This window comes from Luteolibacter luteus (assembly GCF_012913485.1).
Lineage (GTDB): Bacteria > Verrucomicrobiota > Verrucomicrobiia > Verrucomicrobiales > Akkermansiaceae > Haloferula > Haloferula lutea.
This window is the reverse complement of the sequence record NZ_CP051774.1, coordinates 5,810,811-5,833,870: the sequence shown is the minus strand read 5'-3', so window position 1 is coordinate 5,833,870 and position 23,060 is coordinate 5,810,811. Positions and strand designations below refer to the sequence as shown.

The 23,060-nt window shown below is 61.3% G+C and carries 14 protein-coding genes and 1 tRNA gene; 11 read left to right on the top strand and 4 right to left on the bottom strand.

Going from position 1 to position 23,060, the window contains the following annotated elements; all coding sequences use genetic code 11:
• Window positions 1-99: 99 nt before the first annotated feature.
• The 4 genes from HHL09_RS24045 to HHL09_RS24030 all read left to right on the top strand — a co-directional run bounded on the left by HHL09_RS24045 (window position 100) and on the right by HHL09_RS24030 (window position 5,766).
• The gene (locus HHL09_RS24045; RefSeq protein WP_169457207.1) at window positions 100-3,555 is read left to right on the top strand and encodes a hypothetical protein; all 3,456 of its coding nucleotides are present in this window, start codon (window positions 100-102) and stop codon (window positions 3,553-3,555) included.
• Window positions 3,545-4,312, top strand: a complete 768-nt coding sequence (locus tag HHL09_RS24040) for a hypothetical protein (RefSeq protein WP_169457206.1) — start codon at window positions 3,545-3,547, stop codon at window positions 4,310-4,312. Before HHL09_RS24045 ends, HHL09_RS24040 begins: the two co-directional genes overlap by 11 nt.
• Before the next feature lie 122 nt (window positions 4,313-4,434).
• On the top strand, window positions 4,435-5,028 hold the full coding sequence (locus HHL09_RS24035) for a HupE/UreJ family protein (protein ID WP_169457205.1): 594 nt from the start codon (window positions 4,435-4,437) through the stop codon (window positions 5,026-5,028).
• 75 nt (window positions 5,029-5,103) lie between these two features.
• A complete protein-coding gene (locus tag HHL09_RS24030; protein WP_169457204.1) occupies window positions 5,104-5,766 on the top strand; it encodes a HupE/UreJ family protein in 663 nt (220 codons plus the stop codon).
• A 179-nt stretch (window positions 5,767-5,945) separates the two neighbouring features.
• Here the strand turns inward: HHL09_RS24030 and HHL09_RS24025 are convergent, their stop codons facing one another.
• A complete protein-coding gene (locus HHL09_RS24025; RefSeq protein ID WP_205760927.1) occupies window positions 5,946-7,205 on the bottom strand; it encodes a glucuronyl esterase domain-containing protein in 1,260 nt (419 codons plus the stop codon).
• Window positions 7,206-7,219: 14 nt separating this feature from the next.
• Window positions 7,220-7,918: a GDSL-type esterase/lipase family protein gene (locus HHL09_RS24020; protein ID WP_205760926.1), complete on the bottom strand. Its 699-nt coding sequence runs from the start codon at window positions 7,916-7,918 to the stop codon at window positions 7,220-7,222.
• A gap of 162 nt (window positions 7,919-8,080) precedes the next feature.
• On the opposite strand from HHL09_RS24020, the gene HHL09_RS24015 reads away from it, so the two are divergent.
• Together HHL09_RS24015 and HHL09_RS24010 are read left to right on the top strand one after the other, a co-directional pair.
• On the top strand, window positions 8,081-8,959 hold the full coding sequence (locus tag HHL09_RS24015; RefSeq protein WP_169457203.1) for a hypothetical protein: 879 nt from the start codon (window positions 8,081-8,083) through the stop codon (window positions 8,957-8,959).
• 34 nt (window positions 8,960-8,993) lie between these two features.
• Window positions 8,994-10,760 (top strand): phosphatidylinositol-specific phospholipase C domain-containing protein, encoded by a 1,767-nt coding sequence (locus tag HHL09_RS24010; protein ID WP_169457202.1) that lies wholly within the window; start codon window positions 8,994-8,996, stop codon window positions 10,758-10,760.
• 133 nt (window positions 10,761-10,893) lie between these two features.
• Here HHL09_RS24010 and HHL09_RS24005 read toward each other — a convergent pair whose 3' ends face one another.
• Window positions 10,894-12,000: a DUF2891 domain-containing protein gene (locus HHL09_RS24005; RefSeq protein ID WP_205760925.1), complete on the bottom strand. Its 1,107-nt coding sequence runs from the start codon at window positions 11,998-12,000 to the stop codon at window positions 10,894-10,896.
• 56 nt (window positions 12,001-12,056) lie between these two features.
• Window positions 12,057-12,953: a 16S rRNA (cytosine(1402)-N(4))-methyltransferase RsmH gene (gene rsmH / locus HHL09_RS24000; protein WP_240963696.1), complete on the bottom strand. Its 897-nt coding sequence runs from the start codon at window positions 12,951-12,953 to the stop codon at window positions 12,057-12,059.
• Window positions 12,954-13,247: 294 nt separating this feature from the next.
• Here rsmH and HHL09_RS23995 point away from each other — a divergent pair.
• From HHL09_RS23995 to HHL09_RS23975, 5 genes are all read left to right on the top strand, one after another.
• Window positions 13,248-13,322, top strand: a tRNA-Val gene (locus HHL09_RS23995).
• 625 nt (window positions 13,323-13,947) lie between these two features.
• Window positions 13,948-18,456, top strand: coding sequence for a beta strand repeat-containing protein (locus HHL09_RS23990; RefSeq protein ID WP_169457200.1), 4,509 nt, complete (start codon window positions 13,948-13,950; stop codon window positions 18,454-18,456).
• Between the two features lie 171 nt (window positions 18,457-18,627).
• Entirely contained in the window at window positions 18,628-21,732 is a 3,105-nt protein-coding gene (locus HHL09_RS23985) for an ATP-binding protein (protein WP_169457199.1), read from the top strand.
• Window positions 21,729-22,355 carry a response regulator gene (locus tag HHL09_RS23980; protein ID WP_169457198.1) on the top strand — a complete coding sequence of 209 codons (627 nt, stop codon included), beginning with the start codon at window positions 21,729-21,731 and terminating at the stop codon, window positions 22,353-22,355. The genes HHL09_RS23985 and HHL09_RS23980 overlap by 4 nt, the downstream gene beginning before the upstream one ends.
• Before the next feature lie 487 nt (window positions 22,356-22,842).
• On the top strand, window positions 22,843-23,052 hold the full coding sequence (locus HHL09_RS23975) for a hypothetical protein (protein ID WP_169457197.1): 210 nt from the start codon (window positions 22,843-22,845) through the stop codon (window positions 23,050-23,052).
• Window positions 23,053-23,060 lie beyond the last annotated feature (8 nt).

Below are 23,060 nucleotides of genomic sequence, written 5' to 3'. Positions count from 1 at the left end.
TCTAGCGCCCGAAAAAAAACCATGACTGGCACGACAAGCCTAAGATGTCGCACTAGCTCCCAAGATCGCGGATTTGCTTTAGTTATCTCTTTATCGCTGATGGTTCTCCTCACGGTGATCGCCGTCGGCCTGCTCGGACTTTCAAGCATTTCGATCCGCTCATCTTCCAGAGGAGATGCGATGGCCATCGCCCGCGCGAACGCGCGAATGGCGCTTTATATGGCAATCGGGGAGCTTCAGAAGGAGATGGGCCCCGATCAACGCGTTTCGGCCACCGCCGACCTTGCCGGCAGTACGACCGGCGACGCGCTTGGCCCTGGAACCCCTCCGACGAACAACACCCCGATCGGTGGAGGGAATAAAGGCCTCACCGCGGTCCAGAACGGAACCCGCTACTGGACCGGTGTTTGGCAAAACGCGAACGTCACCAACCCCGGCACTCTCATTTATACCCGCAGCCCCGTGCCACAGCACCGCAAGTGGCTGATCAGCGGCAACGAAGTGGGGGCACCCGGCTCGAATGCCTACACTCCCGGCGACCAGCAGGTGAGCGTCGAAGGCGATGGCAGCGTCCGCGACACCTCGCGCGCCGTGGTCCTCGTTGGCAAGGGTACGGCGGGAGATGCGAATCCGGAAACGGTGAGCCGCTATGTAAGCGCTCCCCTCGTCGAAATCGCTTCCGATAATCCGAGTTCCCGCAATGCGGCCGGCCGCCATGCTTGGTGGATCGGTGACGAAGGTGTGAAGGCGAAGATGAATCTCCGCTCTCCCTTTGATCGCAATAATGATGCGAACTATCGCAGCTTGGCGGCACAGCGCCGCGGCTGGGAAACCGTCGATGGTTTCGAAAATTATCCGGCTCCCGGCACTCCCGGCGAGCAGTCCATTCCCAAGTTGATCAGCATTCCCCAAGCCGGGCTGATGGATCCCCATCTGCGGGATTCCGGAGGCGTTGCTCTCGGCCGTGCTTTTCACTCCGGCACCACCGAAAGCTTCGGCGTGCTCACCGACACCTTGCAAGGTGGCCTGCGGATCGACCTGACCGCCGGACTCGCCCAAGGACTCCCCACCACCGCTCCAGGTGGGATCCTGAATGGCATGACGGCGACCTCGAACATCATTCCCCAGAGCGTTACCTCGCGGAACATGAAGGGGCCGAAGTGGAGCCGCCTTCAGGACTTCTATGAGATGGGCAAGACCCTCAGGACCGCACGCTCCCTCGCGGTGAAGCCCGCGACTGGAACCGCGGACGCTGCCATCGCTCCCATCATTGCCGATTTCCGGCTCCTGCTGGGTGTGCGCTTGGTAAATTCGGGCGGCGGCAACAATTTCAAGACCCAGCCCTGCGCAAAGGTGGCGGTCTCCCTGGCCAATCCCTACCCCTATCCGCTGAGCTGGAGCACCGCCTTGGATCTGGAAGTGAAGAGCGAATTCGCTCCTGGACAGTTCTCGCCGCGGCCTGCCTGTATCTTCGACGGTCCAGGACAACCGGCCTTCCTGGCACAAAATGCCAGCGAGGCAGCCGTGCTGAACCGCGCACTCTTCCGCATCCCTGCGGGCACTCTCGCCCCGGGCGAGGGCCGGGCCTACTGCGTCAGCGGCCAGACCATCCGCCCGCCGGGCAGCACCACCCAAGTGGTGGTGAACATGGGTGTCTTCAACAGCAGTGCCCCGTCGGATTTCAAGAATTGCGTAATCCTGGATACCACCGCCACGGCGGACTTCGGCTCGGGCAAGCGTCTTGACGTGCGCGAAGCCACGATCACCTCGCAATGCACCGTGGAACTCCGCACCGCGGGCAGCAATACTGCCGTCCTCCGTCGCCTTGAGCGCTTCGACTTGGACAATGCCCCGTATGCCGTGACGGCCCGCGACTTCAACGCCGCAACCGCACGTCAATTCGTCAATCCGGTGCCGCTCCAATACTACGGCTTCCAAGTGAGCCAACCGGGCTACGACTACGGCACCATCCTGCCGTCCCGCGACCAGCTCGGGCTCCGGAGTTCAACGCTGCGCACTTACGCGGATTTCAACTTGCAAGCCACACGCTTCCGCAAGCCGATCATTTCCTACAATCCACCGCCATACTTCATGATGATCGCGAACAGCCAGAGCGCGCTGCCCTTCGCGCAGCCTGGCGGCGACACCGGGGGTGAATTCACGAAGAACATGCTGGCGGATCCGCTGCCATGGGGTCACTCCCCCTTCAGCGCACGACGCACCGTCCTCTTCAGCCCGCCTTCCGAGCTGACCTCGCTGGCGCAGTTGCAGCACGCGGACCTCACGGGTGACGACTACTACGCCTCTGTGGGTCATCAGCCGGGCAACGCCGTCGGAAATTCGTATGCTTCGCCATTCTTGCCGCGGGTGAATACGGTGAAGTCCCGCACCGATTTCACGATCACCGGCTTCTCGAGCCAGACCTCCGCAGCGACCAACTACTACGACATTTCCTACCTGCTGAATGCGGCGCTCTGGGATACCTACTTCTTCTCCACCATGCCAGATACCGGTCCGGCCGAGCCGCTCAACCCGGCGATGGTCAAGGTGGATCCCGAGGATAATTCCCCTGAGATGCGCAGCCCCTTGGAAGCCGCAGGCCACCTGCTGGTGAATGGCGCCCACAATATCAACTGCACGGACAAGGACGCTTGGAAGGCCTTGCTCGCCAGCAGCAAGTATCTGAAGCACCCCTCGGAGGGTGGTTCAGGTTCGGACGCCATCTTCCCGCGCAGCCTTGAGCAGCCGGTCAATGCCTCACTTCCACCTACCGGCACTCAGGAAGATTCCTTCGCAGGCTTCCGCAAGCTTAGTGATGCGGAGCTGGATGCCGTGGCGACCGAACTCGCCCGCCAAGTCCGCCTCCGCGGTCCCTTCGTCTCCCTGTCACAATTCGTGAACCGCTCGCTGGTCTCGCTGACCCAGGCAAATGTGAACAATCCCCAGATGCAGGGTCGCAGCGGAGCTATCCAAGCCGCGCTCGACTTGGGAGGCATGAACATCACTCCGGACGGAACCAAGACGGTCTTCACCTCGATCGCCAATCTCAACTATGAGAAGGTGAACCTTCAGGCCGATGGCGGCCGCACGCCACGTGCAGACCTCGTTGGTGGCGCGACCACCGACTTGCCTTCCTCCGGCACCGATGGGGTCTGGCCTCCGACCTCCCATGACAAGAACCCGGGCGCTATCGCGGGGATCTTGGCCGACAAGGACATGCTCACGCAGCCGCGCTTCCGCACGGAGCAGGGTTTCCGCTCCACCGGCATCCCCGGATGGATCACACAGGCGGACGTCCTCCAGATCATCGGTCCCGTGATTTCAGCGCGCTCGGATACCTTCCGGATCCGGGCCTACGGTGAAAGCCTCGACCCGAATACCGGCACCCCGGTCGCCCGCGCCTGGTGTGAAGCAATCGTGCAGCGTATGCCGGAGTATGTTGACGGCTCCGACGAGATGACGGAACGTGGAACCGAGTTGACGCCGGTGAACGAGAAGTTCGGCCGCCGTTTCCAGACCGTTTCCTTCAAATGGCTTTCTCCGGATGAAATCTAAATTGCTCTCTTGTCTCACCGCCGCCGCGGCCCTGCTCGCGGCTCATGCTTCCGCCCAGGATCAGGTGTCCATGAAGTTGGATATCATTGCCTGGGGACCAAAGATCGAGGGCCTTTCTCTCAAAACCGGTGGTGAAACCATCACCGCCCAGCCCTTCATCTACACCAAGGCGGTGTCCTATAGCGGATCTTCCATCCTGGAGCTTCACCAGAGCACCGCTGCGGCGGCCGCGACGACCGAAGCTTCTCAAAGCAGCGCGCCGATCCCGCCGGAGCTGGCGAAGCTCCGCGCGAAGGATCCGACCATCGTTGGTCTGGCGAAACTACCCGTCGGATCGCGCCGAGCCACCGTGCTCGTCGCCCCCGCCGCATCCGGGACGTATCTGACCATGGTGATCGATGACGATCCATCGAAGCTGCCCTTCGGCAAGCTGCGCATCCACAACTACAGCCCGCTTAAAATCGCGATGCGCTGCAATGGGAAGACGCAAAAGGAACTCAAGACACGGGATGCCTTCATCGTCGAACCGAATAGCAACAATGAGGTCATCTACGAACTCGCCTACGACGAAAAAGGCACGTGGCAGATGCAGGAGAACAACCTGATTCCCGTTCGCAAGGACGAGCAGGTGCAGCTGATCGTGCTGAAGAGCGACGCTGATTTCTTCACCTCTTCGGACGGCTCCAAGTCCGGCTTCCTCCAGACCGTCACCCTGCGCCGCCCAGCAAAGGAGCTTACGGCCGAGGCAACGCCCTGAGCTTGGCCCACGTCCGGCCCTCCACTCCTAACTCCAGTAGGTCCTATGGGTTCCATAGGACCTATTTTTTCGCCCCGAAGTTCCGCTTTTCGCCATGGTGGTGACAGTCTAGCTTCCGCGCCATGGTATCCAGCCGCAAGCTCCCGTCCCTGACCTTCCTCGTGATCCTGCTCAGCAGCGGCATCGCGTCCGCACACTCGGAAGCAGGTTCGGCGGGCGGCTTCGTAAGCGGCTTCACTCATCCGCTCAGTGGTCTCGATCATATGGCCGCGATGATCGGTGTCGGCTTGTGGGGTGCTTTCCTCGGCTCCCGGGCCATGTGGTTGTTGCCGGTGATTTTCCCGATCGTCATGGCGGTTGGCGGTGCTCTCGGCGTCGCAAATGTTCCTCTCCCCGGCGTGGAAACCGGCATTGCCCTTTCGGCCGTCGGCTTGGGGACGATGGTCGCTGCGGCAGCACGGCCGCCCCTGTGGGTCGCGGCAGTGCTTGTCGGTGTCTTCGCCATCTTCCACGGTCATGCACACGGTACCGAATTGCCCGAGTCCTCGAATGCCCTCTCCTTCGCCATCGGTATGGTAATCGCCACTGGTCTTCTCCACCTTTGCGGCATCGCGCTCGGCCTGCTGGTGAAGTTCTCCTGGGGAAAGATGGTCGTCCGCGGAGCAGGCGCCGCCATCGCCGGGCTTGGCTTCTGCTTCCTCTTCGGCGTGCTTTGATCCGCTCGCGTTTGGGTGCTCCCTGCCAACAGACGGCGGTTCCAGGGATTTCACGGATGACACTGATTCGAAGCCATGGAGAACCATCCCTTTTGCCGGTCTCAAAAAGGAATCCGTAAATCCGTCGTTCCCGCCCGATCTACCCGTGCGGGCACCATCTCGCTCGGCTCCCTGCTTCTCCTGCTTCCGCAGATCGCCTCGGCCCACGGCACCGTGGAAGGACTGGATGAATTCGTGAATGGCTTGCTGCATCCGCTTTTCTCACCGGCCCATGTCCTCGTGTTGCTCGCATTCGGCTTCTGGATCGGCACGCATCCCCCGATCCGCCTGCGGTCGCCGCTGCCCGCCTTCGCGCTCGGTGCCTTGGCTGGGCTGCTCTGCGCATGGAAGGGCATGCTTTCGCCGGTCTATCAGCCCGTCCTGTTAGGTGTGGCCATGCTGGCCGCCATCGTGGTCGCCGCCGACTTCAAGCTGCCGCTGAGCATCCGCGTCATCTGCGGTGCGATCGCCGGCTTTCTCCTCGGACTCGACTCCCCGCCGGATCTTGCAGGAAACCCGCAGGCGATCTTCAAGACGCTGATCGGCACTTGGATCGGCCTCTACATCTGGCTCGTGAATCCCGCCTTCTATACCTCCCTCCTCCCGCAGAAGAAGTGGGCCAGCTACGCCGTGAGGATCGCCGCCTCATGGATCATCGCGATCGCGGTGATGGTGCTCGCGTTTGCGTTTAGAAAGTAGCGTGCCCCGGAGGGACGCGAATCTAAACGCCGCGCTCTAACATTTCCGCGGACGCGGCGATTGCTCTGGCCCACTGCTACGGGGTAGATCGCGATCCCGAGCACTCCTCCCCGTGGCTTCCTCCTCCACCTCTCATCAACCTCGCCCTTTCGCTCCTCTTCGTGGCAAGAACCAGTCCTTCACTTCCCCTTCAAATGCTTGTCCGAAAACTTCAAATACTGCTCCCAGTCAAAATCCGTTACGTCATGCCTCCCCGCCCTGACGTGATACCCGATGCCGCCCTGCACCGAAACGTCGACCTCTGGCCATCTTTCCGCCGGCAGGCCCTTCGCCCCCAATAACTCGAACACCCCCTCCGCTGCCTTTAGTCCCTCGAACTCTCCTTCGGGATCCGCGTTCCTATCCTCGATGGCACTCGCCACATAAACCGGCCGCGGGGCGATGCACGAAATCATCAGATGCTGGTCAAAGGGCAGCTCCTTGTCCTTACCGATGTAAGCCCGGAACTTCCGGCTGAACCAATGCGGGAACAAGGAATTCAGCCGCTGGATATCCTCGCCTACACCGCGATGGAAAAGCTTGGCTCCCCCCGCTCCCGATTCATTGCTGATCGTCAGCGCGAAGCGTTCGTCATTCGCGCCCGCCCAGAGCGCTGCCTTGCCAAGCCTCGAGAAACCGAAAGCCGCCACCCTCCTCGCATCGATCAACGGTTCGTTTTCCAACACATCGAGCGCCCGGCTCAGAGACCACGCCCAAATCGCGATCGTCCCCCAATTTCCCTCGCCCCGCTGGAGTTCGGGATACAAGGGCGGCACGCCGCTGCCAAAGTAGGGTTCATGATCCGGTGCGACATCCTCGCGATACATCGTCGCCACCGCGTAGCCGCGCGAAAGGATCATCTCCACCGGCCACTGCGAAGCATTTACCCCGCGTGTCTCGTCGGTCGCGCGGTTTGCATCCACGCCTTTCAGATCCACATAGGGCTGGTGATTGTTCTCCACCCAACTCTCCGTAAGGCGAATGCCCGGGTCCTTGTGGATGGCATGATTGCCCCAAAAATTGAGGCCGAGGAATGCAGGTACCGGTCCCTCCACGCCATTCGGCACGTAGATTAGCAGGTCAATCCGTGGGCCCGGCTTGCCGCCCGGATAAATCGCGATCTGGATTCGGGTCGCCTTTCCATCGAGAGCCTCCCTATCGCGATCGAATTCCTCGAAGCTCATCTTCTCCGGCACCCCGGGGGATTGCCCGTACATCTCACGCGCGAAAAATTCCAGCAGCTCGGGCCGTCGCTTCTCCTTCCACTCCTTGGCACTCGTGATCTTCGTGCCATCGGTGGACACCAGTGGATCCGGCAGACCATCCTGAGCACGGGCGATGCCGCCTGAGACTAGCATCATGCCCGTGGTCACGGCTGCGAGGGAAAGGGGAAGCGACATGGAAAATTGGAAGCTTACTTCTTCGCTCCGGCCGGCTTCGGAGCCTTGTCGCCCGTCAGCGCCTCAAAGGCCGCCTTTGCCATTTCGCTGGCTCCTTCAGTATTCGGGTGCACGCGGTCGGGCAGCATCTCGTCCTTCCGCTCGAGAGCCTTGTGCATGTCGATCACGCCGATGTCCATGTCCTTGGCCAGCTTGTTGATGCGCTTGATCCACTCTTGGAGATTCTTCTCGTTGATGCCGAAGTTCCCCTCGCCGGGTACTGGCACCGGGCGGCAGGCGTAGATGCGCGGCTTGCTCGGCAGCGCTTGGAAGGACTTCACCAGCTCCGTGTAATCCGCCACGAACTCCTTCTCATGCTCCCAGTTCTGCGGCTTGGTGTCGTTCGTGCCGAGCATGATGATCACCACGTCCGGCTCGGACTTCAGTGCGTTCTGATACTTTGCTTCGATCCAGTAAGGGTGGTCGCCCTTCTTCAGAAGCGTGCGGCCGCTGACGCCGAAATTGCTCACCTTCCACTTGTCGCCCAGGAGCTCCTGAAGTTGGGTGGGGTAGGAACGGCCCTGCTCGGCGCCCACGCCCTCCGTGATACTATCTCCGATGCAGGCGACCTTCACCGGAGCCTTGTAGGTATCGGGCTTGATCGGGGCCATCGGATCGGCGGCGGATGCGGTGGCCAGCGTGAGGACGGCAGACAGGAGACGGATGGATTTCATGATGTGGGAAGATCTTGGCCGCCGAGCGGAGAGGCGTCCAGCACGTGGCGTGACCTCAAATACGGTGACGTGCAGCTCTTCGATCAGCGCGATTTGCATCGTCCCGGTTACTCTGGAATCCGCAGCTTGACCTCGCCCGAACTTTTAGCGGAGAACTTGCGAATGCCCGGGAAGCCTTTGCTCGCCATCCTGCTCTGTGCTTCAGGGTTCGCGGCATGGCGGTGGCATGATTCGGCATCCATGCGCCAGCCGGCGTCCTCATCGGGCTCAAAGACGCACCATCAAAACCAGGCCACCGATCTAACGAAAGCAAGCCATCGTCCCCCGCCCACGGCGGCGTCCCTCGAAAAACTTCAGGCCGATGCCCTCGCCGCCTTGCAATCCTCAGATAACGGCGAACGACGACTCGCCCTCGAAACCCTGCTGCCGGACCTGATCGCGCGAGATCTTCCCGGCACGGCAGAGCTGGTCAAAGGTCTCGAGCCATGGGCCGCATCCGAAGAAGCCACCGCTCTCCTTCTGGATCGCTGGACCGAGTCCGCCCCCGCCGCCGCGGCGGACTGGTGCGCGCAACTCGATCCCGCGCAGCGCACTCGCTGGCTTACTCGCGTGAGCGATCAGCTTTCCCCGCGCGATCCCTCTGCAGCAATGGCCTTGCTGGACGAGCATCAACTCGCCAGCGATCCCATCGCCAGCGGCACCGTGCTTTACCATTGGGCACGACGCGACATCGACGCCGCATGTACATGGGCTTCGCACCAGGCAGATGAAACGTTCCGCAATGCCTCATGGAGCCGTATCGCGATGTCCCTCGCCGAGACTCATCCCGCACGCGCCGCGACCTTGGCAGCCGAGAAGATCACCGATCCCATCCAACAGGAAGAAGCCGTCATCTCCGTGCTGCACCAGTGGATCCTCCGCGATCGTCCGGCAGCCGCAGCTTGGGTGGCTCTTTTTCCCGAAGACTCCCTGCGCCAACGCGCCGAAGCCGAATTCTCCCATCCTCACGAAACCTCTCACCCCCCATTGACCGTGGACTAAACGACCAGAACCAACACACAACCCAAGAACCCAAATGAAACACTCCTTGGGCCGATTGCTCGGCCTGTTGATGGCGGCGCTACCTTTCAGCGCCGGAGCCGCAGGGAACGACTGGATGACCCCGCTCGACGGGAATCTCCCGCTATCCCAATTCTCCATCCCCGGCACCCATGACTCGGGAGCCTTGGTCGAGCCGATCAGCGGAACGGCAAAGTGCCAGAACTTGTCGATCGGTGATCAACTGAATGCCGGTGTCCGCTTTTTGGACATCCGCTGCCGTCACATCAATGACGCCTTCGCGATTCATCATGGACAGGTCTACCAGAACATGAATTTCAACGATGTTCTGAATGCCACCATCGGCTTCCTGAACTCAAATCCCGGGGAGACCGTGATCATGAGCGTGAAGGAAGAATACACGCCTTCCGGAAACACGCGTTCTTTCGAGGCCACCTTTGATACCTATACCGCGGCCAACCCTTCGAAATGGTTGCTCGGTTCGTCCATTCCCACGCTCACCCAAGCTCGTGGAAAGATCGTGCTCTTCCGGCGCTTCGGCGCGTCGTCGACCCCCAAGGGTATCGATGCGTCGAGTTGGCCGGACAATACCACATTCAGCACCGGCGGCACCCTGCGGGTGCAGGATTGCTACAATGTCTCGAACAACGACACCAAGTGGGCACAGATCCTTCAGGTCCTCAATGAGGCGCGCTATGGCGGACCGAACACGCTGTATGTGAATTTCTCGAGCGGAACCTCCAGCGGCATATTCGGCATCCCGAACATCCCGAACGTGTCGAATAATATCAACCCGCGCTTGGTCACCTTCTTCAACGGGAACCCCAGCGGTCGCTTCGGCTCGATCCTCATGGACTTCGCCGATGCTTCGAAGTGCACACAGATCTACAACACCAACGCTCCGGCAGGCCGCCCGGCGTATCGCCCGGCCTACTTCATGATCGTGAACCGTAACAGCGGCAAGTGCCTCGACCTCATCAGCGGGAACACTGGCAATGGAGCCCAAGTGAACCAGTGGACCTACGACTACAACGGAGCGAACCAGCGCTGGGTACTCGCACCCACGGAGAATTCGGATCATTTCCGGATTTCCTCATGGGTCAGCGGCAAGTGCGCATGCATCGAGATGGACTCCACCGCTGCGGGCGCGAAGCTTCACGCTTACGACTACACCGGAAACAATCCCGGCCAGCAGTTCGACCTCGTGGATGCAGGTGGCGGCTACTATAAGATCCGCAACGTGAAGAGCGGGCTCATCCTGCAAATCACCGGCACTGGCACCGCAAACAACGACCGTGTCGAACAAGCCACGGACACCGGCGCGATCAACCAGCAATGGCGCCTCCAGCCATGGGGCGATTACTTCGCACGTGCCTCCACCGGGAAATACATCTGCGTGGAGAATATGGGGAGCACCAATGGCAGCCCGGTCATCCAGTATACCTACGAGAACAACCCGTGGTTCAAGTGGCGCTTCGAAAGCGTCACCGACGGCCACCTGCGCGCCTTCAGCCTGAATGCCCTCACCCGCGTCATCAGTGTCGTGAACGGCACCAGCGTGAATGGCGAGGACTGCCATCTCTGGGACTACAACGTCTCCAATGCCGGCGATCAGAAGCTCCGCATCCTCCCGAAGACGAATGGACTCTTCAAATTCTACTTTGTCCACGATGGCATGAGCTGGGACATCCCCGGTGGCAACACCGGCAACAATGTCCGCCTCGAACAATACCCCAACAACGGCAACTCATGGCAGGACTTCCTGCTCGAACGAGCACCGTAAGGTAAGGCAATCAATGGCCTTGGGGGGGCACCTCCAAGGCCTTCATCCACCGACTGGACGGTCTTCCACGAGGAAAAAACGGAGAGCCGCGGCTCGACGAGGAAGCAGGAAAATCTGTTAGATCGCCCTCCAATCACTCGGACCTCTGTCTGTCCACTCCCGTCCCGCTCAACAAGTACACCGCGAAGGATCCCAGCCAGTGCTCACCTTCGTAGTGCCCCGTCGTCACCATCGATAGCCCCGCTTCTTCATGCTTCGCCGCGGCATCGAGCAAGGACTGTTTCCGCGTATCCCAGACTGGCAGTACCGAGGCGATTCCCCGCATTGTCCACGCGCGATTCAAATTCAGCCCGGCAAGGTGGATCAGGTGTCCATCCGTCGGATCGCTCACCGTTACCGGTGTCAGCAGATTCCCCGCCTGCCCCTTCACCAAGTCCGGGAAATAGCCGATCAACCACTTCCCATATTCCTCCGCCGGCATCACCCGGCGCATCAGGTCCGCTACATTGAGACCCGGTGAGAAGAAGTCATTCCCGGATGGCTCATAGGCCGTCGGATAATTACGATCTTTCCCGTAGAAAGCCCGCGCCTTTTCAAGCAGCAGTTTCTCGAACTCCGTATCTTTCACCGCCCGTGCGTAGTCGATCATCTGCGCGAGAGGGAAAGCAGTCTCCGGGTGAAATCCGCAGCGCACCGGCCAATCCAGCTTCGGCAGATAACCCTTTGCCAAGCCGACGATCTCGTCCTCCAACGGCTTCAAGCGCGCCGACCACTGGCCGGCCACCGGGTCATTCTCAAATCCTCGAAGTTCCTGCGCCAGTCGCAGCAGCCACGCCCAGCCATACATTCGCTCGAAGCTCTTGTTTTCCTTTAGCTGGAAATAGGCCGTCTCCTTCGCGATCGCCTCTTGATTGAATCGTTTGTCGAGGACCTCCCGGACCTCCGCCGCGAAGGGAGCGTCCGGAAACTCCTTCATCAGCTTCACCAAGGTCCAGTGACCGTGCACTGAGGAGTGCCAATCGAAGTGCCCGTAGAATACCGGATGCATCTCCCGGGGTGACTTCATGTCATCCGGCCCTGTCGTCACATGGCCCGTCTTGTTCGGATACTCCCGATCAAGACCCGCCATTGCCAGTTTCACGAAGCCGCTCGCCTGTTCCAAGGTCATGCCCTTCTCCTGAGCCAAGCCTGGCGAAACGACAAGCGCGGCCACCAACGGAATCACCAGCGATCTTAACATGATGCGAGTAGCGGTCAGCGGTTGGCAGGAAGCAAGGGATAAAAGAATGCCCCGTTTTACCGGCGACTTTCCCCTTTCACCGCCCAGCGCAACTTCGCCGGAGCGCTCCGCGGATTGTTCCGCCGCTCCTCCGGCCCGGCAATCACGACACCGTCGCTTACTTCGACATAAACCCCGTCCCGCCCGCCCGCTTGGAAAGCTTTTTTCACCCGGCGGTCCTCGCCGGAATGGAAAGTAAGAATCGCCGCGCGCCCCCCCGGTTTCAGGCAATCCGGCAACTGCCGCAGAAAAGCATCTAACGAGGAAAATTCTTCATTCACCGCAATCCGGATCGCTTGGAAAACCCGACGGACCGTTAACTCCGCACGCTCTTCATCCATCCGTGCCATCAGCGGCAAGCGCTGCAGGGATTCGACGAGATCCTTCGTGCCCTTGAAACGCTTCCCCGCCAACTCCGCGGCGATTTCGTCCGCGTAGGGTTCGTCGGAGTTCTCGCGCAAGGCCTCGGCTAGCTTCGAGGCCTTCACCTTCGCCAGCCAATCCGCTGCGGAGATTCCGCGCTGAGGATTCATCCGCATGTCCAGCGGCCCATCCGACTTGAAGGTGAAGCCGCGTGCCGGATTGTCGAATTGCATCGAGGAGCACCCCAAATCCGCAAACACGAAATCCACCGCGCCGATCCCCTGACCGTCCAGCACCTTCCTGATTCCGGCGTAGTTTGAGTGAACCGCCGTGAAGGTCTCCTCGCCAAAACCCGACTCGAGCAAGCGTGCCACCGTCTTCGGCTGCTCGATCGGATCCAGATCCAGCCCGATCAAGTGCCCGCCCGGCGCAATTCGCGCTAGAATTTGCCGTGCATGCCCACCATAGCCGAGCGTCCCATCCACCCCGGTCTGCCCGGGCTCCAAGTGTAGCGCGGCCAGGCACTCCTCCACCATGATCGGGACATGCATTCCCGCCGGAGTTTTTCCGGAGGCTAGGACCCTTCCGATTGTCTCCGCATGCCGCACCGGATCGAGTTCCTTATACTTGTCCTCAAAACGCCGCGGATTTTTTCCCGCATAGCGCTTCCGCCGCGGGGGGCGCGGGCTTGCCGAATCTTCCATGTCCCCACCGTAGCGCCTCCCATTCGCCCGCCAAGCCCCGGCTCCGGTAAGGAATCACGACTTCCTTACAGAAATGCTTGCCAACTCCTCCGCTTTTCACCAAAACCTCGGCCCCGCCGCAAGGCAGGGACCCAAAACAAAGCGCGCTTAGCTCAGTGGTAGAGCACATCCTTCACACGGATGGGGTCGCAGGTTCGAACCCTGCAGCGCGCACCATCCGCATCCTCCGACCGGCTCTTTAGCCGGTCTTTTTGTGTCCGGCGATGGCCTAGCGTCCATCCAATACCATCTTCAGTGGCACGCTGATGATGTCGTTCCAGGTTCCCATCGAACCAAGAGGAATGCCGTCGATCTTCAAGGAGGAAGGGCATGAAGACCCTGCTTGCTCCTCCATCCGGTGCGGGATCGGACCCGAAGCCGGGCTCGGGACAGAGCCTGTTCAGCCTGATAAAAAGTGGAAAATTAACAGGCGACCTCGAGGATATCCGGCCCGCACGAGCGGAGCAGAGGAAGGGCAACCGAGAACAGAATCGACATCCCCGAATCCTACCACATCGACCACTTTCGATGGAATCTTCCTCTCTGGCCCCCACACCGTTCAGGGAAGGCGGCACCCATGCTGCCAGCCACTACTCCACGCCTTCACCTCCGAGATTTCCCTGGCCATCCGATGGAGCGCCAGTGAATCAATCAAAGGCCCCTTCCCCGCATCTTACTCGTGCTTCATTCGTCATTCCTCCGGCGTCTTCGTCTCTCCCCACCCACTTAGGGTGATCGGCCCTCATGCCTCGATAACCCTTAGGATCACGCGGAAAATTTGGGTAGCTGGGACTCAACCCGAATGAACAACCCTCGCTCAACTCTTCTCCACGCGGCGCTACGTACCTTGATCGTCTCCGCGACAACCACCGGTGCAGCTTTTGCCCAAAATAGCATCAGCCTGAACTTCACCGATTCCGATGCAGGCAGCATCATCACGACTGGCACCGCTGGTGCCGTCCCCGTTGCCGCGACGAATTGGAACAACCTCGCCAGCACGAATGGCGATGGCAGCGCCGCGAGCCTGAAGGACAATACCGGTGCCGCCACTTCCGCCGCGGTCACCTGGGTCTCCGCGAATACCTGGCGCAACGGAGGCACCACCACCACTGGCAATGGTCAGCTGACCAAGGGCTTCCTCGATGATGGCGGCGGCGGTTGCCGGATCAGCCTCTCGAACATCCCCTACCTCTCCTACAATGCCTACGTCATCGTCGCTGCAGACCAAGGAGGAGCGACCCAAGGCATCGCGAACTTGCGCCCCGTCCGAGTGAATGGCGTGGCCTATAGCCACAACGACACCGCCACCGTCGCTGTGGATGCCAACTGGACCGCCCAGAATTGGAACGACAGCGCGAACCTCGTTGAAGGGCAGAATTACCTGAAGATCCAGAACCTCGGTGGCCTCAGCCTTGCCATCCAAGGCGGTGACAATAGCGGCGGCTCCCGCGGCCCAATCGCAGGCCTGCAAATCGAGAACTCCTACACCGGCAGCTTCTCCTACTGGGACCTTAATGGGAACACAGCAGGTGCAGGCGATGCTTCTCCCACCGGCGCATGGAGTGCCGCGGCCGCGAACTGGAATGCGGCTGCTGACGGCACCGGCACCACCGCCGGTTGGGCAGGTGCGGGACACAGTGCCGTCTTCGCCGCCGGTACGGATGCCACAGGCACCTACACGGTGAACGTCTCCGGCACGCAGAACGCGGATGCCATCATCACCGAGCAAGGCAACGTCACCCTCAGCGGCGGCGGCCTGAATCTCTCCTCTCCTGCGGTTCTACGCGCGGGCACAGGTTCCAGCCTTACCGTGAATTCGGCACTCGGCGGCACAAATGGTCTGGTGCTTGAAGGAGCCTCCAGCATCACCCTTTCCGGCGCACATACCATTTCCGGTGCAGGCATCATCTCCGTGCCGAACCTCACGCTGAATGGTAGCACCCTGCCCTCGCTGAGTGCCCTGACCATCGGCGACAACGTCACCTTGAATGCCACCGGATCCTCGGTGACGGCAAGCGGCGGACTCACCGCGGGTAGCGCCACGAGCATCACCTCGGCAGGCTCCACCATCGCCATCGGCGGCGACATCAATCTGACTGGCGCAAGTTTCTCGAGCAGCGGCGCGAGCACTCTGAGCGCGAAGAATCTCTTTCTGAATGCCACTGCCACCGCTGCCTCCATTTCGCTCTCCGGAACCTCCGCGGTCCATCTCAGCTCCGTCGCGCCGGCCCAAAGCTTCTTCGGTCTGCAAGGTGGTTCACTGACACTTGCGGATTCCGCCTCAGTCAGCACCGACCGCTGGTCAAACTGGGGCAGTGGCCAGACCCATGCCCTTTCCATCTCCGGAAACGCTCAGCTGAATGTAACCGACGACCTCGTGCTCGGTGATCAAACCAATGCCGCGATCACTGTCACGCAGACCGGAGGCACGGTGACAAACACCGGCATCACCAACAATCCCGGCGGCAATGACCTTTCCAACCGCTGGGGCCACTGGGGCGGCGGGACCACCGTTTACAACATCAGCGCGGGTGCGCTGAATCTCACCGGCGCACCGCTTTATCTCTCCTGGGACGGTACTGCCACCCTCAATGTGAGCGGCTCCGCCACGGTGAACCTCAAGGCGGTGAACATGGGCTACAACGACAAGAACCAAGCCTCCACCATCAATCTCACCGGCGGGCATCTCAATATCGGTGCCGATGGTATCGTCAGCGGCGGCACGCAGAACAAGACGATCAATCTCGGTGCCGGCACGCTTGGCGCATTGACATCGTGGTCATCCCCGCTGGCGATCAACGTCACCGACGCGACCACCATTGATACCGGCAGCCACGACATCACGCTCTCCGGCGCACTCGGCGGCACGGGCAGCATCACGAAGACCGGCACCGGAAACCTCGCACTCTCCGGCACGAACACCTTCGCCGGTCCCACGAACGTGAATGCGGGCAGCCTCCAGATCGGGGGCGAGACTGGCGGCACCATCAATCTCGCCTCGGGTGCCACCATCAAGACGGGCACGCCCATCCTTCCTCAGGCGGGCGTTGTTCACACCTTGAATCTCGCCTCGGGGAGTTCCTCCAGCTTCCGCATCGGCACCACTCCCGACCTCCTCGCTGTCGTCGATCCTGGCGGACTGACGACCACCGGCACGCACAGCATCAACATTGCTGCCGCACCGGGCCTGTCTCCCGGCACCTATCCGCTCTTCGAATATGAAGGCACGATCAGCGGCACAGGCTACGGAGCCTTTGCCATCGGCTCGCGCCCGCACATTACCGCCACGCTTTCGCACAATGTCGCGGATACCTCCGTGGATCTCGTGATCACCGAGATCGACAGCCTCGTGTGGAAGGGAACAAATGGCTCCGATTGGAGCCTGAACAATGCTCAAAACTGGGCGTTGCTTTCGAACGCCGGGACGGCTCCCTATTTCCAGACCGACCTCGTGCAATTTGATGACAGCGCCGCCACCGGCAATGTCGTCATCAGCGGCAGCATCACGCCGGGTGAGGTGCTCTTCAACAACTCGACGCTCGCCTACACCCTCAGCGGCACCGGCCTCGGCGGGCCTGCCGATCTGATCAAGGACGGCACCGCAAAGGTCACGCTGACCAATGACAATACCTACATCGGCAGCACGGTGGTCAATGCAGGCACCCTGCAAGTGGGCAATGGAACCAGCGGCTCGATCAGCCCGCTCAGCCCCGTGATCATCGCTCCCGGCGCGGAGTTCATCTGGCATCCCGCGGGGAATGCCAGCTTCGTGAACCCGGTCACGAACAACGGAGTGCTCCGCGTGCAAGGCACCGGAAATACCAGCCTCAGCGGAGACTGGACGCAGAACAGCAGCGGCGAGATCATCGTGGATTCCAGCGGCATCACCAGCTTCGACACCCCGAAGCCGGGCTGGACCGGAAATCTCACCGTGAATGCCGGCACGCTCCGCACCATCCGTGGAAACTTCGGCCCGGCAAGCAGCGCACGCACCTTCACCTTCAATGGTGCCTCGACGCTCCTCTCGCTGCAGCAGAACAACGTCTTCGGAAACGGCAACACGGATCCTGCCGCGATGATGCAGCTGGTGCTGAATGGCGCGACGCTGACGTCCACCGCCTACAACGAGCTCGGGCACGTGACGCTAAACGGCGCCAAGATCTCGGGGGCTTCCGCAGAGACCTCCTTGGTTTATCGCGGCTTCGAGCTCCGCGGAACGATCACCGTGACGGGCAGCACGCCCTCGCTGATCGAAACCACCACGGCGCATGAGAACCATCTGGATCCCGCAACCCCCTTCATCGTGGGTGATGTGACCGGCAGCAGTGCTCCGGACCTGGTGGTCACCGCGCCCTTCCGCGATGGAAGCAACAACAACGGCACCACCCCCGGCGGCATGAGGAAACAAGGCCCCGGCACCATGGATCTCGCCGCAGTCAATACCTACACCGGCGCGACCAGCGTCCAGGAAGGCAAGCTGCGGGTCAGCGGATCCATCGCTGCCGGTGCAGTCACCGTGGATAGCGGTGCCACTCTGGAAGGCACGGGAAGCATCGGCGGAACTGTCACGATAGCCAGCGGTGCCACGCTTTCGCCGGGCACCTCGGCAGGCACACTGAGCATCGGCACGGATCTCGCGCTGAATGGCACGCTGAAGGCGGAGCTCGATGGAGCCACGGGGGATCGGGTGAATGTCACGGGTGTGCTCGACATCACGAATGCCACCCTCGACCTCACCCTACTTCCCGGCGGGTCGACCCTTGGCAGCTATGTACTCGCCCAGTATGGCGCACTGACCGGCACGGCCTTCGCGCAGGTCAACAACCTCCCCGCAGGCTACACCCTGAACTACCACTACGGCCCGAACTCGAACCAGATCGCCCTGGTGAATCCCGGCTCCGATCCGTATCTGAACTGGGCCACCAGTCCTCCATATAATCTCAGCGGCGATGACGCGCTGGCCGGTGCGGACCCGGACAAGGACGGCATCTCAAATGGCATCGAGTTCGTGATCGGCGGAAACCCGACGACCACCGGTGATGGGAGCAAACTCCCCACCGCCGCCATCGCCGGAAGCATGTTCGAGTTCACTTTCCGTCGCGCGGATCAGTCGAACTACTCGCCCTTCCCCGCCGTCCAGTACGGCTCCGTCTTGGACGGCTGGACCACCGCCGAAAATGGGACCAATGGGGTAGTCATCACCGTGACAAATGACTTCTACGGAACGGGAGTCGACCGCGTGGTGGTCTCCATCCCTCGAAGCCTCGCCGTGGGCCAGAAGCTCTTTGCCCGGCTTGTGGCCCAGCAGTAAAAAGCATCTCCAGGGTTAGTCCCCAGCAATGGGTAATGAGGTCCTCCCGGACGGGTTATACCGGGAGGACCTTCCTTCATTCTCAGATCTCTGCCGTGCTCACACGCTCATGCCAAGCAATGCGATTGTTCTTCATCCCCGGACTGCGGAGGATGGTCGCTGATCCCTGCCATGCCTGATAAGAGCCATCGAAGCCATCTCGGAGCGTTGCTGAGCGTTGGCTTGGCGTGGTTTCTTTATGGCTCTGCGGTGCACGCGCAAGAGGAGCCGCGACTGCCGCTCTCCGAGCTGCGGGAGTCGATCAACACGCGTGGACGCGTAATCCTGAGCTTTCGTCTCGAGGGCACGGTGTGTGCCGCGAGCGAGGCTCTCGGACTTGTCGCGCTGCAGGATGAGACGGGCACCGAGTTGCTTGAGCTACCATCCTTGCCGCAGGGCATAGCCGTCGGGCAGAGCATCGAGATTGAGAGCGAGCATTGCCCCGTCACCCGCGGTGCGATCGCCATTCGCCTCGGCACCGGCCCCGTGGTGGATCTCGATGAAGTCTATGCCGTGCAAACCCGCACCGGTGCCACATGGCTAAAAGAGAATCTCCAGCCGCTTCGCGTGGAATGGTACAACAACTACGGCGCGCCCAAGCTGGTCATCGAATATGAGCGGGAGGGAAAGCCGCGGCAAAGGATCTCCCCGGAGATGCTCTTTCACCGAGGCAGCGATAGCGCTGATCTTTCGCCTGGCCTCGGCTATGCAGTCTATGCAGGAGGTGCCTGGAGGGGCGTGCCGGACTTCTCGATGCTCCAGCCACAGGAGAAGGGAGTCATCGCGGACTTCGATCTCGGCGCGAACGTGCTGCGTGAAAACGTGGGCATCGTCTTCGAAGGTTACCTGCGCGTCCCCGCAACGGGACGCTACGATTTCAATATCACCTCCGATGACGGCTCGCGCGTATTCGTCGGTCGTCCTGAAGTGCGCCACCGCATTCTCGAAGCGAAGCGCCCCACACCGCTGCGGACCAGCACGCTCACCCAAGCGATCGTCGCCGGCTCCCGGGAAAGATGGGTGACCGCGGAAGGAACCGTCAACTTCGCTTCGTGGACGGGCAAGCAGATCGAACTCGAGCTTACGGACAACTCGAATCCCATCCGCGTGGTCATCGCGGATCCCGCCGGAAAAATCCCCGCGGACTTCCTGCGGAAGAGCGTGCAGGTCACCGGTCTCCGCCGCTCGAACGGCCTTGTAGCCGTGTCTGCCCAACAACTGCGCGTAACCGGTGACCGTCGCGAGCGCGATGGTACGCTAAGCCGTGCTTTCGAGGTAAGGCAGCTTCCTCCCAATGAAGCGCGAAAACCCTACCGCGCGGAGATCGAGGGAGTGGTCACAAATGTTTCCCCGCGCCATGTGGTGCTGCAGGATGACACCGGCGGTGTCTTCATCCACTACGCCTGCCCGACAAACGGTGATGCCCCGCAGGTAGGCGAGCTCTGGCGCATCGCAGGCAACACTGCTCCCGGCGACTTTTCACCCGTGATCCATGCGGACCGCGCAAGCTTCGTCGGACACGCGCCCTTGCCCAAGCCGGCGCGACCAACCCGCGAACAACTGGCCAGCGGTAGCCTAGACGCAGAGGAAGTGGAAATCGAAGGTGTGGTCACCGCTCTGACCGATGCGGTGATGACGCTGCTCACGCCGAACGGGACGGTGACCATCCTCGACAACCTCCTTTATCCTCTGCCCACCGCGCACCTCACTGGGGAGGAGAAAGCGCATCTCCCGGGTAGCGTGATACGGCTGCGCGGCGTCTACACCGCAAGCTGGGATAGTGCCACCGGCCGCGTGCGTCCTGCGGAGTTCCGCCTGGGAGATGCACTGATGGCCGTGGAAGAAGCAACACCCGCAGATCCCTTCACCGCCCCATCGATCCGTGCGGCGGACCTTCTGCTCTTCACCTCGCAGTCCAGCGTCCTGAAGCGCGTTCGCGTCGGAGGACTCTTGCTTCATGCGGCACCGCCGGAGTTCATGCTCTTCGATGGCACGAAGGGCTTCCGCATTATCAGCCATACGGCGGTGGGCCTGAAGCCCGGCGATCAGGTGGAGGCCTCCGGCTTTCCCCAACTCGGTGGTCCCTCGCCCGTCTTGCTGGAGGCCAGTGCAAGAAAGACCGGGAGCGCACCCTTTCCTGCCCCAGCCACCATCCGCACGGCGACCCTGCCCGATGCGCGACTGGACTCCACGCTGGTGAATCTGGATGCCACCTTGCTGAGCGACACCATGCGGCGTGATGAGCGCGCGCTGGAAATGAGCTCGGGATCGAGTCGATTCATGGCCTATGTGCCTGCAGACGCCACGCTCCCGAAGCGCTTCGACAAAGGCAGCGTGCTGCGTTTGACCGGGGTGTACGTGAGCTCGCAGGCGGACGGCTCCTCACCGGGACCGGATCCTTTCGAGTTGCGCCTGGCCGATGCCTCGCAGCTCCAAGTAATTTATCGCGGGCCTTGGTGGACAACGCGCCACACGATCACGGTGATCTCGATCCTTTCCGGCGGGCTCTTGCTCGCCTCGGTATGGGTCACGGTGCTGCGTCGCACGGTGACAAAGCGCTCCGCCGAACTGGCACGTGAGATCGAGAGCCGTGAAGCGCTTGAGCGGCATCGCGTAGTTGAGCAGGAACGCAGCCGCGTCGCACAGGACCTCCACGACGAGTTGGGCTCCGGACTCACCGAGGCAGGCATCCTCACTTCGCTGGTGCAGAATCCGGGAATCCCCCAGGAGCAGAAGGCAGGCTATCTGGAGCAGCTCAGCGAGGTCTGTTGCACCATGGTCACCGGGCTCGATGAAATCGTGTGGGCAGTGAATCCGCGCTACGACTCCGCTGCGGATCTCGCCGGATATTTCTCGCTCTTTGCGCAGCGCTTCCTCGGCATCGCCGGGATCAACTGCCGCTTCAAGATCGATGATGCCATTCCCGCACACCCGCTGGATTCCCGGATGCGCCACGGGATCTTCCTCGCCTTCAAGGAGGCGCTGAATAATATCGTAAAGCACTCCGGTGCCACCGAGGTACATCTCTCCGTGCAAGCCCGGAACCGAGTCCTCCAGATCACTCTTTCCGACAACGGGCGCGGCTTCGGCAGCGCAGCGGCTCCGCCGGGCAGCGACGGCCTGAGCGGAATCGAGTCACGCATGAGAGAGCTCGGTGGATCCTCCGGTATTGAAACGAAACCCGGGCAGGGCACGGAAGTCCGGCTCTTGCTCCCGCTGGAAAAATCACTGCCATGATCAAGATCGCCATCGTCGAAGACAGCAAGACCACCCGCGAAGGGCTGAAGGCTATCGTCGGGCTCTCCACCGACTACTGGTGTGTCGGCGTCTACGAGACCGCGGAGGATGCGCTACGCTACCTGCCGCGGCTCGCACCGCAGGTCGTGCTGATGGACATCCAGCTCCCTAGCATGTCCGGCATCGAGTGCGCCTCCCTCCTGAAGCGCGTGCTTCCGGAAGTGATGGTGATCATGGTAACCGTCTATGAAGACCCGGACCGTATCTTCAGCGCTTTGCGCGCGGGTGCCTCCGGTTACATCCTGAAGCGCTCACGCCCGGAGCAAGTGCTCGCCGCGATCAAGGAAGTGCAAGGCGGCGGCGTGCCCATGAGCGCGGAGATCGCCCGCAAGGTGATCCAGCATTTCAGAGACCAGTCGTCGTCTGCAGCGGAGGTGGACAATCTGAGCAGCCGCGAAAAGGAGGTGCTCGAGCTTGTTGCCAATGGCTTCAGCAACCGCGAGATCGCGGACCGGCTCTATATTTCAATCGATACCGTGCGCTGGCACCTGAAGCATATCTACGCGAAGCTGCATGTCAGGTCGCGCACCGAAGCCGCGTTGAAATACCGGCCTCAAGCCTGAGAGGCTCAAGGGATGGCCCTCCAAAAGAGCCACACGAAGCCGTAGATCATTCCCACTGCGACCAATCCGCAGAGGATCACAAGAAGCACCGCGCCCACGGAGCTTGTCGCTTCTTCAACACGCCGTCGCAAATTCCAATGCTTCGATGCTATTTCCTCCCGCGGCCCGGGCGGGCTACCTCCATTTGGTCCATCCATCTGCCACTTTCGCCCGACTGATAGCGCTCCGCAAGTTTGCCACGTTACGAGCTGCGCGGAACCCCGGATTCCCGGCCACCGACCACCTCCAGACGCCGCAATCATACCAGGCGGCGGAGGGATAATACTAGCAGCCAGTGGGATAATTCCGCGCAGAAACCCTCTATTCCTCGCGCCCACCCGCCCTTCACCAACGATCAATGCTCTCACAGGAAACCTTTCCTATTTAGACAAAGCGACGGAAACATCTTCATCACGCGGGCTGTTCCCTGCCCTCTGTTCCCCCATCCATGTATCTTGATCTCCACCCGCAAGACGGCCCCGATACCCCGGCTCGCGCTTCCACTTGCGGGGATGAGAACATCGACGAGATTGCCGCCGGGAGCCCCTCCCCGATCCAACCCGCTGCCCCATCGTTTTCCGATCCTCAGGGATCACTCTCGGCACCGCACCCTTCCACGCGGCGCTTCCGCTTCTTCCGTATCCTTGGCGACGACTGATTGAATCA